Origin of the sequence: Microcystis sp. M169S2 (genome assembly GCF_020245865.1) — a bacterium.
Lineage (GTDB): Bacteria > Cyanobacteriota > Cyanobacteriia > Cyanobacteriales > Microcystaceae > Microcystis > Microcystis ichthyoblabe_A.
Genome location: NZ_JADBUB010000178.1, coordinates 1 through 12,437, shown reverse-complemented (window position 1 = coordinate 12,437; position 12,437 = coordinate 1). Strand labels below are relative to the sequence as shown.

The 12,437-nt window shown below is 42.5% G+C and carries 12 protein-coding genes and 1 riboswitch; of the genes, 3 read left to right on the top strand and 9 right to left on the bottom strand.

Annotation, left to right across the window (positions count from 1 at the left end; genetic code table 11):
* The first annotated feature begins 471 nt into the window (after positions 1-471).
* Together IM485_RS17285 and IM485_RS17280 are read left to right on the top strand one after the other, a co-directional pair.
* A complete protein-coding gene (locus tag IM485_RS17285; protein WP_002750403.1) occupies positions 472-1,128 on the top strand; it encodes a sigma-70 family RNA polymerase sigma factor in 657 nt (218 codons plus the stop codon).
* Between the two features lie 113 nt (positions 1,129-1,241).
* Positions 1,242-1,793, top strand: coding sequence for an anti-sigma factor family protein (locus IM485_RS17280; protein WP_104397661.1), 552 nt, complete (start codon positions 1,242-1,244; stop codon positions 1,791-1,793).
* A 3-nt stretch (positions 1,794-1,796) separates the two neighbouring features.
* On the opposite strand, the gene IM485_RS17275 is transcribed toward IM485_RS17280, so the two are convergent.
* On the bottom strand, positions 1,797-3,002 hold the full coding sequence (locus IM485_RS17275) for an acetate kinase (protein ID WP_104397660.1): 1,206 nt from the start codon (positions 3,000-3,002) through the stop codon (positions 1,797-1,799).
* A gap of 377 nt (positions 3,003-3,379) precedes the next feature.
* Here IM485_RS17275 and trxA point away from each other — a divergent pair, with 377 nt between their 5' ends.
* Complete coding sequence (trxA, locus tag IM485_RS17270; protein ID WP_104397659.1) at positions 3,380-3,703, top strand: thioredoxin; 324 nt, start codon at positions 3,380-3,382, stop codon at positions 3,701-3,703.
* 9 nt (positions 3,704-3,712) lie between these two features.
* Here trxA and dprA read toward each other — a convergent pair whose 3' ends face one another.
* From dprA to IM485_RS17230, 8 genes are all read right to left on the bottom strand, one after another.
* Positions 3,713-4,861 (bottom strand): DNA-processing protein DprA, encoded by a 1,149-nt coding sequence (gene dprA, locus IM485_RS17265; RefSeq protein WP_287744592.1) that lies wholly within the window; start codon positions 4,859-4,861, stop codon positions 3,713-3,715.
* A 388-nt stretch (positions 4,862-5,249) separates the two neighbouring features.
* On the bottom strand, positions 5,250-5,588 hold the full coding sequence (locus IM485_RS17260) for a type II toxin-antitoxin system PemK/MazF family toxin (protein WP_104397657.1): 339 nt from the start codon (positions 5,586-5,588) through the stop codon (positions 5,250-5,252).
* Positions 5,578-5,817, bottom strand: a complete 240-nt coding sequence (locus IM485_RS17255) for a hypothetical protein (protein WP_002750429.1) — start codon at positions 5,815-5,817, stop codon at positions 5,578-5,580. Before IM485_RS17255 ends, IM485_RS17260 begins: the two co-directional genes overlap by 11 nt.
* Before the next feature lie 342 nt (positions 5,818-6,159).
* The gene (locus tag IM485_RS17250; RefSeq protein ID WP_287744589.1) at positions 6,160-8,694 is read right to left on the bottom strand and encodes an SUMF1/EgtB/PvdO family nonheme iron enzyme; all 2,535 of its coding nucleotides are present in this window, start codon (positions 8,692-8,694) and stop codon (positions 6,160-6,162) included.
* Positions 8,695-9,031: 337 nt separating this feature from the next.
* Positions 9,032-9,736 carry a precorrin-2 C(20)-methyltransferase gene (cobI, locus tag IM485_RS17245; protein WP_287744587.1) on the bottom strand — a complete coding sequence of 235 codons (705 nt, stop codon included), beginning with the start codon at positions 9,734-9,736 and terminating at the stop codon, positions 9,032-9,034.
* Positions 9,733-10,359, bottom strand: coding sequence for a precorrin-8X methylmutase (locus tag IM485_RS17240; protein ID WP_104397654.1), 627 nt, complete (start codon positions 10,357-10,359; stop codon positions 9,733-9,735). The genes cobI and IM485_RS17240 overlap by 4 nt, the downstream gene beginning before the upstream one ends.
* Before the next feature lies 1 nt (position 10,360).
* Positions 10,361-11,785, bottom strand: a complete 1,425-nt coding sequence (gene cobG, locus IM485_RS17235; protein ID WP_104397653.1) for a precorrin-3B synthase — start codon at positions 11,783-11,785, stop codon at positions 10,361-10,363.
* Positions 11,786-11,841: 56 nt separating this feature from the next.
* A riboswitch (cobalamin riboswitch) is annotated at positions 11,842-12,000 on the bottom strand.
* Positions 11,971-12,437 (bottom strand): NERD domain-containing protein (locus IM485_RS17230; protein WP_287744585.1); only part of this gene is annotated, 467 nt, incomplete at its 5' end. (Overlaps the previous riboswitch by 30 nt.)

Genomic DNA, 12,437 nt, shown 5'->3' with positions numbered 1-12,437 from the left:
CAGCGTCGTTTGTTTCGCTTCGCTTTCGCTTTGCTTCAACCGCGCATTTACCAATGTATCTAACTTCCCCTAGTTTGTCAACCCCTTTTGGCAAAATTTTTTGATCTTTTTTCTATCCCTTGCCACGTAAGCCTTTCAGCTATTTCCCTTTTTTCTGGTGGGCTGTTTTTGTCTAGTAATTTTGTTCTAATTAGCTCTTGATGGCGGTGATAGCGTTTCTCATAGGTGGGAACTGTTTAGGCATCAAATAGGGATGCAGTAGCTGAAATAACTGCTTAGTAAGGTTTTCAGCCCCGTGGTCGAACGAGAAGGTCAAACATTGAATGCCCCGCTCAAATCTCAGTCCAGGAACTCGGTTCGATCAGTTAGAATCAGAATATGGAAAAAAAATTATTTATTTTCGGGAACCTTGACTGACTTCTCCCGTCCTCAAGCTCTGAGTGAGGAGTTTATATCCTTAGAGGAAATCCCATGAGTCAATCGATTCCAGCATCTTGGTCACTTGAGGCCAAAAAGTCTCAAAACCCCGTGTCCCCTGACAAACTCTCCAACTACGATCTAATTGCACGCTGTCAGGAAGGGTGTCAGCCCGATCGAGCAGCCTTTGCGGAACTGCTGCGGCGCTATCAGGCTCATGTTGATAAATTACTCTATCATTTGGCTCCCGATTGGCAAGATCGCGCTGATTTGGCTCAAGAGGTCTGGATTCGCGTCTATCGCAATATTAACCGTCTCCATGAACCCCTCAAGTTCCGTGGTTGGTTGAGTCGCATTGCTACTAATCTTTTTTATGACGAATTGCGGAAACGCAAGCGGGTTAATCACCCCATTTCTCTCGATGCTCCCCGGCGCGTGGAAGATGGCGAAATCGATTGGGATATCGAGTCCGATTACCCCAGTCCCGATGAACATCTCACCACCCACGAATTCTACGATCAATTACAAGCGGCGATCGCTGATTTACCAGAAGCTTTTCGGACAACTATTATTCTCCGAGAAATTGAAGGTATGGCCTACGAAGAAATTGCCGAGATCACGGGAGTTTCTTTAGGAACTGTTAAATCTCGCATTGCTCGCGCTCGCGCTAAATTACAATCTGTTTTACAGCCCTATTTTACAGAAGGCTAAAGAATATTGTGGTGATTCGGCACTAACGGCCGAAGTGAGGAGTCGTTAAATTTAACTAGCTCCGTGCTGGTAAAAAGTGATTGTATACCGATCGCTTCTGGTCGAGGTCAACCATGAATAATTATCAACCCGAAGACGTTCAATGGATCAAGTCTTTGTTACGTCACGATGACAGCGATTGCAACTCCGCAACCGAGGATATTTTGTTCTTAGATGAGGATAACGAAGAAGCTCATCGTTTTGATTTAATTAGCGCCTATATTGATAACGAAGTAACGGTAGAGGAACGGAAGCTAGTTCAGCATTGGTTAGACCATGATGCTGCCGCTAAAAAACTCTATCGGCAGCTCTTGGGATTACAAACTAATTTAAGGCAGATTCCCGTACCGGCTACAATGGCCAACGACCGATTGGCAGAACAGGTGTTCAGAAAAGTCGATGGTCAGCGTCGTCGGCAATATTGTGTTTATGGTGGCGCAATTTTAACGGCTATGGCGATCGCTGTTGGCTCCTACTTCGTCTCGGGACGCAATGATCCCCTCTCCCAAATGGCGAGCAGTCCGAGCAGTATTAGCCAAGAGGGAGACCATTTGATGATTGCTCTTAACCATCCGATTATGGAGATTCCCGCAACGGAACAGCCAAAAGAGAATGGCCAAAGGTAAGGTCTATTGAGATAAATGCCAGCATTCTCGTGCGATCGCCCAATCCTCCGCCGTAGCAATTACCATCACTCGCACTTTAGATGTGTCGGTGGCGATATCCTCATCCCGGGGACGAGCGGCATTTTTAGCCAAATCTAACTCTAAACCCAAAAAAGACCAGCCTTGACTGGCTTTTTCCCGTACTAAAGCTGAATTTTCGCCGATTCCTGCCGTAAATACCAACACATCCAACCCCTCTAGAGAAGCGATCATTGATCCGATTAAACTTTTCAGACGATGAATATACATCTCAAATGCTAATTTTGCCCTCTGGTTGCCCTCGGCCATTGCCGTCGTAATTGCCCGCATATCTCCAGAAATACCCGAAATTCCCTTTAAACCCGATTCTTTATTGAGTAAGCTATTTAAACTATCGGGATTATATTGATATTCTCGCTCTAGATAAATCAGAATCCCTGGATCGATCGAACCGCTGCGGGTTCCCATCATCAATCCCTCTAGGGGAGTAAATCCCATAGTAGTATCGACACTTTTACCCCCCTTGACTGCCGATAGGGAAGCACCATTGCCCAGATGACAAATCACCATTTTCAAGGATTCTAGGGGTTTTCCCAACAATTCGGCTGCCCGTTGCGAGCAGTACTGATGACTGGTGCCATGAAAACCATAGCGACGGATTCCCAGTTCACTCCATTGGTAGGGAATGGGATAAAGAGAAGACTCAGGAGGGATAGAACGATGAAAAGCGGTGTCAAACACTGCTACTTGGGGAACATCGCCCAAAACTTGCTCGATCGCCTCAATTCCTTCTAAATGAGCGGGATTATGGCTAGGAGCAAGGGGGATCAGCTTTTTAATCGTTTCTTTGACTGGGGGAGTGATCATGGTTGCCTGTGAATATTCCGTGCCACCATGGACAACTCGATGACCGACTATACTAATGTCGGCGAAATTGGCCAGTACCTTAGTTTCGCCAGTGACTAAGGTATCTAACATCCGAGCAATTGCCGCCGGACGGTCTTGACTAGAAAGATTAATTTCCTGTTTAATTCCCTGAGCTTTTACCGTTAAAACCCCGTAATCAGGGTTAACTGTCCAATCGATCCCCGCTGCCCAAATTGGTTGGGGAGGATGGGAGGGGAGAATATCTAAATCGTATAAACAACTTTTTTGACTGCTCGATCCCGCATTTAAGACCAGAATTTTCATAAAAAAGCTCAATTAGGAGGTGGCCTATGCCGATCATAATCAAACTCAGGTTAAGTCTAGATAAAATCGCTGACTTTTCGGGTTTTTCTTCAGGAAAATTTTATCCGGCTGTGATCACCCATCCCTGACTCGGGCAATATTACAAAACTTTATCAAAAAAAAGTCAAAATAGAGCCTCTAGGGTTATAAAATAGAAGAATACCCCTTGTGAAATTAATCCAAGAAGCTACCTCTGATGCAAGTTAAGGCCTCCATAGTGGATTTAGAGCTAGTTCTCGTCCTTTTCACCAGTGGAATGTCAACATCGCACCACGAATCTCTAGAATGAAATTTTTGTGTATTCTAGATAACCGTGATTACTAGAGGATTTCTTAAGTATGTCAGAGGTTACTGCCGTTACAGATGCCACCTTTAAAGATGAAGTTTTAGATAGTGCCGACCTTGTCCTAGTGGATTTCTGGGCTCCTTGGTGCGGCCCCTGTCGAATGGTGGCTCCCGTTGTCGAAGAAATTGCCAAACAGTTCGAAGGGCAAGTCAAGGTGGTGAAACTCAACACCGACGAAAACCCCATTATCGCTAGTCAGTACGGGATTCGCAGTATTCCTACTCTGATGATCTTCAAAGAAGGTCAAAAAGTTGATACGGTGGTCGGGGCTGTACCGAGAACCACTTTAGCTACCACCATAGATAAACACCTGTAGAGGAGTTGACTAGGTTTTCTGGTAACGCATACCGGGTAACTGAGTCACTAAACCGATTAATTCTAATTCCAATAAGATCCCCGCCACTTCTGAGGTGGGGATTTGCATTTTTTCAACAATAATGTCAAACAACAGGGCATCTCTGTCAAATAACTGATACACTTGTGCTAGTCTAGGTTCTAGATTGACTGGAGGAGCAGGATTAAAGGCCGGGGATGTCTCTGGAGGGAGTGAAGGGGAGAGATTAACTGGTGCGGATTGGTTCGTGGTGGGAATTGCCCCCAACATTTCTAATAATTTCTCCTCAGAAACGATAATTTCCGCTCCCTGATGAATCAGTTGTAAACAACCCCTAGCGGCAGCAATATCGGGAGAATTGGGTAAAGCATAGATATCGCCGCCAAATTCGTTAGCATAACTGGCTGTAATCAGGGAGCCTGATCTTTCGGGGGCTTCGATAACAATCGTGGCGCGACTTAAACCGGCGATAATGCGATTACGACTGGGAAAATGGGCTTTATTCGGCTGAGTTGCGGCGGGATGTTCACTAATGACTAAACCCTGCTTTTGGATGTCGGCGTGTAGCTGCCGATGACGACTAGGATAAACCACATCGACCCCCGTTCCCAAGACGGCAATCGTTCTTCCCCCTGCTTTTAAACAGCTTTGGTGCGCCTCTCCATCAATTCCTTCGGCCATACCAGAAACAATAGTAAATCCCTGTTGGGCCAAAAGGGTACTTAAGCGCCGCGCCCAGCGCCGGCCGTGATCCGTGGGGTTACGAGTACCCACAATGGCGACGGTGGGGATATTTCCCTGATTTTCCTCTAAATTGACCTTTCCTTGATAGTAAAGTAAGGGGGGAGGACTGGGAATTTCCCGGAGAAAGCGGGGATATTCTGGGTCGCTAGGAGTCCAAAAAAGGGGGTTTTTCTGGATATGTTCGGCGAAAAGAGCTTCTGGGTCAATTTGCGATCGCCCTTCCCGTACCGCTACCATTAACTTTTTGCCAAATCCCGCCCCTTCTGCGATCGCAGTATCGGTGGCATTCCAGGCCACAGCGACACTGCCAAAATGTTGATAGAGTCGCTTTAGGGAAATTGGCCCAACTCCAGCAATACTTGACCATGCTAACCAATAAACGCGCTCGTCTGTCAATTTAAAAAGCTCCTCAGACCAGGTAATATTTTCAGTCGGTTAAAACTGACTGCGGCCAGATGACCTTAATTTATTTTAATCTTGCCGGAATCCCTTCCATTAGTTGTTGAGGTATGGTTGAGCCTCGTCAATGTCTTTCACTTTTTTAAAATGTGAATCAGTTGTTCTTGATCTTCTGGGGGAAGTTGTTTGGTTGCGTCTAGTATTTCTGCAAAAGTGGCTTGAGTCATGGTTTTAGTTGGTTATAGCGGTCTTTGGAGCCAATTGTAGCAGTAACGGTAGAATATGTTAGCATAGCGTAACGGATATAACAGACAAATTTATTGTAATTTAAAGTCAAAAACTGCGTTAAATAATGCCCCCGAAGAAATCAGTGATCGTATTTTTTTTAAGAACGTAGAATATCGCACAAAATATCTACAATTAAGGTTCGGGTTTTTAATGATAATGAGCCTAGTTCACGCTGAATCAGTGAAGAGCGAAGTGTTACTAAATGATCAAGTCTGATGGCTGACGATTGGCGAAGACCACTGATCATAAAATCTGGACTTTCTGGTCTCAGAATAATATCTGTATGAAGGGGATTTTCTGGAATACGACTGGTAATTAGGGCAAAGATAATGTGTTGATAGCCTCCAATTTGATTGGTTAGGCAATAAGCAGGACGAACCTTACTGGAAGATAAATCGTCGAAGGGAAATTGAATTAATACAATTTTACCCTTCATTAGTTACAGGTTGTCCATCGTTAAGAGTATAAATATCTTCTTCGGGATCTTGCAGAAAAGCAAAGCTAGGGTTATGGGAAACGGCATCTAGCCAGTTTTTTTCGTTCAGTTCATCCTCCGACATCAAAAGAATGACGCGCACAAACCGATCTTTTTCTTGGGGAATAGGATGATCAAGTTGAATTTGTCCTTGGGTATTGAGGATACCAGTGGTTTCAATCGCACGCATAGCAAAACCTAAAAGAAGTGATTAGATTCTAACATTAAAGTAACCATAAAAAGCGGTGATGGCTAACTACAGCGATCGCTATTCTCAGGCTCGCCCTATGGCTCTCCTCGACTTTGTGTGATAATTAGTGCTGATCATTCCTTGTAGTCTTGCCAGACAAGGCTTTAAAGACTATATTTCCAGAAAATTATCGGCTGCATCTCCTATTTGTGACTTTCCCTCACCTATAGATGAGCAGCAGAAGTTATTTAAAGAGGGCGAATGCAATTGGCCTCTACAATAATATTATTGCGCCAATGGTGGCTTCCAGCTGATAAAAGTTAACAGTTAACAGTTAACTGATTAGGGGAGATCGCACACAACACGAAAACCGATATCGTTGCGAATATCGGCAACGCTTTTGCCTCGATACGCTGAGCTATAGGCCAAAGGGTCGCGGCACCACGAACCGCCACGCCGTATTATTGATGACGCATTAGTTATATTGTTATCTGTCCATGGAATACTGCCATTTTCTTTAATATTGTCTGGTTTGTCAGCATAACTTTCATGATATGAATCAGCACACCATTCCCAAACATTGCCGTGCATATCATAGATTCCCCAGGGATTAGGTCGCTTTTCCCCAACAGGATGGGTCGTATTATTTGAATTACCATCAACCCAGGCATAATCTCCTAGTTGCTCTTTATCATCGCCAAAACTAAATCGGGTTTTTGTACCAGCGCGACAGGCATATTCCCATTCTGCTTCTGTAGGCAAACGGTAGTTTTTTCCGGTTAACTGGCTCAATTTTTCACAAAAAGCTTGAGCATTAAACCAAGTAACAGATTCTACCGGGTTCTGGGGATTTCCTGAAAACCTGGAAGGATTATTTCCCATCACCGCTTGATACTGTGCTTGGGTGATGGGATATTTACCTATTTGAAATGCTGGAACAATTACTTGATGTATCGGTTTTTCATTCTCATCAGAACCCATGTTAAATTTACCGGCGGGTATATCCACCATTTCTGGGTTAAAGTTTGGTAAAATTACAGTTTCAGTTTGCCGAATTATCTTGGGCGATACTTGTAATAACTTATCAACATTTACCTCTGCCAAGCTAAATTTAGAGTTAGCTGCCGATTTTTCATGACCGTAAGCCATTAAAGCTTTAAGCTTAGTATGACTACCCCAATAGCGAATCGACTCTTCATATTCTTTAGTTTTTTCTTCATCTAGTGCAAATTCTTCTAATTTTGCTAAAATTTTCTTATCATTTTCTAAATCTGACAATAACAATGGCCATTTTAAACTAATCGCAGTAAATTTGCCTAACTGTTCAAAAGTCAAAGAAGGCTCTAACAAATTATCATCCTTGTCTCGCTTCTCAAAAAATAAACCAGTCTCATTAGCGATATAAACCTTGAGACGAAAGACATTGATAAAGTGTTTAATCCGTCGCGGATTGTAATCCAATGCAGGAGCCACCATCATAATGACATTCCGCACTGTTTGGGAATCTTTATCAAAATTGTTGACTTGAATCGCTTCTAATCGCTTAATTACAGCTGCTCGTGCTTTCTCTTTTTCGGTTTGTTCGGATTCTATCGAAGGATTATCTAGAGACAAGTTTTTTAAATCACTTGTCTGATTACTTGTTGGGGAAGTGAGATGCTTTTGCGAATTATTTCTCTGGGGTAAAGCTAACTTAAACTTACCCCAGAATGACTGAAAAAATGTAAAATAAGGTTTAGCTGGCTGTAAATTAGAAGGAGTTGAAGTAGCAAGCTGAATCAAAAAATGCTCAAAATCTGACCGGGATGGTTGGGGAACTAAAAAGGGAAGCTGGACAAACTTTTCAATAAAGGTATAACCATAAGCTAACCCTTTATTAGCACTACGTCTGGCCAAAATATCAGGATCAATTTCTGCGGTTTCCGACGGTAAATACTTGAGAATGTTTTCGTATTTTACCGCTAAACTAGCGGCTACTTTTTCTCTGTCCATTCCTAAAATAAACACCACTGAAGGATCATCAGCAATCATCAAGTTAATCGCTTGCATCAAGTCCGCTGATTTTGGATGTTCACAACGATCTAAATCGTCAATAAATACATATACCCGATCATTGCCAATATAAGCATCAACAATTTTAGCAAAATCTTCATGAAATTCTTCTACAAATGCCGATTGTTTTTTATAATCTGGGGCTTCTATATATTTAATTAGGTTGTTTTTGGGGTTTTGGAGTAATCTTTGAAAATTTCTCGATAAACTCTTAATACCAGCAAAAATTCCTGCTCCTGATAAAGTTAAACCTCCGGCGGTAAATAACAGTTTAAAAACTGAATTAATTTTGCTCCAAAAAACATCTTGAGAGGTTGTTGCTCTGATTAATTCGTTAATTCCTTCAACTCCATAAATGATTAAAATAAAAGGAATGGCAATTGAGGCACAAATCACAAAAATTATTAATGGTAAAGCTTTAATTAATTCAAACAAGCCTTTTTCTAAGTTAAAACGCAATAATTGTAATTTAAAGTATCCTAGGATAATTCGAGGTAAATCTCGCCAATTTTTGGGCGTAGAAATCTGCTTAATAAAAGACAGCGCAAAAGCTGCCCATACCGACTCCGCTTTATCGTGTCGCCAAGCATTAAACCAAACCGTCCGACCTCCTTTTTTTCGTAAATATTCCTCTAACATTTTCATAAAAGAAGACTTGCCACTACCCCACTCTCCCTCAACCGATAAAGTTAGGGGTGGTTGTGTCTGCTCATGCAACAAAAATTCAGCGATCGCTATTACATAAGGCTCAAATCCGAGGGCATCATTATTAGTAGCTTGATCGCTGACGCTAGTATTGCGGATAGATTCAGGAGAATCGGACATGGTAGTTATTTTTAGGTGACAGAGAATGGAGAAGAAAATAGATTACCTTAAGTAGCTGGTTATAATTAAATTAAAAATAGATTTTAGGTTCGATCCCCCCTGCCCCCCTTGATAAGGGGGGTGCCGATAGGCGGGGGGATCCCCCCTTAATCCCCCCTTGATAAGGGGGGCATCTGATAATTTTTAACGCCTACCTACTTATCAATCCGAGAAACGCTGTATATAGCCTCCTATGCAACAAAAAAAGCAACGAAGAAAAGACATTTTCATAATATCATCTAAACCCTATAGGTTCTGTCAGGTAGGGGATAGAAGATTTAACTTAGTGTCTATAGAGTTATTGGGGTTTAGTTTTACTAGGAATCAGAATTAATGACCAGTAAGTAGCAGCCTCTAGATCGACTTCTGTAATCGGAATAATTTGCTGATTGGGTAAGGTTGCTCGTTCGATGTAGAGGGCGCGTTCTAATAATCCTAATTCATCGAGAATATTGCGAACTTTAGCGAAATGTCTGCCTAATTTAATAATCGCCGCTGCATCGATAAAGGCTAGGCGATCCCGTAATATTTCCGCATCTAAAGTAGCGGGCATGATACTAAATACGTCATTTCGATAAGTGATAGGTACACCCAGCATTGCTGCACTTGCCATCACTGAAGAAATACCCGGCACGACTTCAATGGAAAAGCGATCACACAAGCGATTAAAAATATACATAAACGTGCCATACAACATCGGATCGCCCACACATAGCACCGCCACATCTAGACCTAATTTTAACTGTTCGGCGATATTTTCGGCGGCAATATCATAATGAGGTTGAGAACTGCGCTCGACACTAAAAGGTAAAGGCATGGGAATTTCTATCTGCTCGGGACGGATAAAATCCGAGACAATTGCCCGTGCCAAAACTTTGCCACTTTCTAAGGTAGGATAAGCAATTACCGGAACAGTTGTGAGAATCCGGTGTGCTTTTAGCGTCAACAATTCGGGATCACCGGGCCCGATTCCTAATCCATAAAGTTTGCCTAATTTATTCATAATTCGTTCTCTTTTGCTAAAGCATTGACTGCTGCTGCCGCGATTGCGCTGCCTCCCCTACGTCCGTGCAGGGTAATAAATGGCACACCACGACTATTAGTTGCTAATTCTAATTTCGACTCTGCCGCTCCCACAAATCCCACGGGAAAGCCTAAAATCAAAGCTGGTTTATCTACATTTTGATCGAGCAATTCTAGTAGGCGAAAAAGTGCGGTTGGTGCATTACCAATGGCTACCACCGCTCCAGCTAAATGAGGTCGCCAAAGTTCTAAAGCGGCAGCGGATCGGGTATTATTAATTTGCCGTGCTAACTCGGTTACTTCTGGATAATTGAGGGTACAAATAATCGGATTATCTTTAGGTAAACGCGCTTTGGTAATGCCATTAGCGACCATTTGAGAATCACAGAGAATGGCTGCACCCCCAGCGAGGGCATTTCGTCCGATTTTAACTGCGTCCGGTGATGCTTCTAAATCTTTTGTTATGTCTGTCATCCCACAGGAATGAATTAGACGAACCGCCACAGGAGCTAAATCATCGGGGAGATTTTCCCAGTTAGTTTCAGCCCGAATAATAGCAAAAGATTTGCGGTAAATTTCCTCACCATTCTTAATGTATTCCATTCTATTCATCTAAATTTTTCGATTTTTTGGAGCTTAAAATTTGGGCTATGAGCGGGGGAATCTTGGTAAATTCTTCCTCAAATATGGGTGTTTCTAAGAACTTTTGACTATCACCCATATAGACTTGATAAGCTTCCAGTATTTGGCCATTTTCCTCGATGGTGGTTCCTAAAAGGGTAATTTCGGCTGGACCCGGTTGAGCGCAGGATTTAGCACAACCCGTCAAATGAATATTAACAGGAGAATTGCAGGTTAAGCGTTCTTTCAAATAATCTGCCAAGAGAGAAGCATGAATTTGAGTTGCAGTGGCCGCTGCTGCACAACCGGGTTTACCGCTACAGGCAACTATCCCCGCATCCCATCCAAGAGAAGCGGATAATCCTAAGGATGCCAGTTTTGGCAACAATTCTGACACTTTTTCATCGGGAATATCGGGTAATATAACAGTCTGCCAAGGGGTTAATCGTAACTGACCACTGCCAAAAGTTTCTGATAGTGTCGCTAATCCCCATAGTTGATTAGCCGTCAATTGTCCTAATCTTAATGATAGACCAATATAAGATAATCCGGGTTGCTTTTGAGGATGAATTCCTAGATGAAAATAGGGTTGAGTAGAATGGGCAGCCTGCTGGTATTCTTGCCCTTTTATTATGCCGGTAGAAGTCCGATGTAATTGGGAGTTAACTTGTTCGAGATATTTTGTCAATCCCCAATCTTTGAGCAGGTGTTTCATCCGCGGTTTTTTCCCCTTAATGTTAGGGGTTTGTTGAACATAATCGAGATAAACTTTTACTAAAGCTTTGACCACAGCTAAACAGTTTTCTGGCTCAATTAATAAGTCCGTGTCATAGAATTGTTTATCTCCTGCGAGGGCTAATCGAAAGCAAACAAGAGAAGTTAAATTTGTCGGATTATTGAGGGCAATTGCCGATAGCTGAATCTCATTATAGCGGTGTTGCCAGGCCATAGTTGAACCAGTGCCAATTCCCACTGCACCACCGCCATCGATGCCGATACTAAATTTAGGACTTAGTTGGGCAATTGATGGATAATTTTGGATAAAATTATCTAATTCTTGGACTAATGGACGAGTATCGATCGATTCTTGACAGTCAATTCCAGCCGTGGGACTAGACATGATGTTACGCAGATGATCGATACTGGGATTATGGGCAGCTAACCCTAATTTTTGCAGGGTTTGAAATTCTTCTAAACTGGGGGATTTTTGCAGTCCGCGAATTTGCAGATTTGCCCGATTGGTAACTTGTATTGTCGTCTGCCATTGTTCGAGCCAAGTGGCGATCGCTTTTCCCTGTGGAGAATTGAGCCATCCACCGGGGGTGCGGAGACGAATTAAAAACCCATCCTGGGCAGCAGTTCCATAAAATAAACCAGGACAAGCATTTGCTTCAACTAACCAATTCACCGTTATTTGTTCTCCATGCGACGCAGAGAAGTAGTTAGAAAATTATTTGTCTATCTACCGATTAAAAACTTGTAATTGGTATTCTGACTCGCAAGGAAAAAGGGAAGATGTACTCTTTTTACTTTTTACTTGATTACAGCTGCGGCACAGTACCAGAATTGCACTGGACTTTCCCAAAGACAAGTTTAAGGATTATACCACGTTTTCGGTTGAAACTCAGTATCGTTAAGAATCGCTACATTTTCCCCCCTTTGTGCCAAGACAAATAAACCTTGACGATAAGCATATTTATCCGCTCCTTCTTCGATTTCAATGCCTGCTACTGCCCCATATAATTGTTTATGGTTATATTCTGGGAAAAATTGCCTAAATTCTGTTAGATTCTTGATTAATTCTTTGACATCATCTACACTTAAACTACTTTTGACTTCCACTACCAGCACATGATTTTCATTAGTTACTAACACATCAATTTCTAGGGTTTTACCGTCGAGACTTTTTCTGACTCTTTGACTAACTTGATGTACGGGAATCTGACGATTTAAAAATAAAGTCTCACAAGCGGGGGCTACCATATTTTCGACAAAACGTCCCCATTTACCCCCAAGATTACCAATTTCTTGACTGAGTCTGGTAATTTGGCGATCGGTTT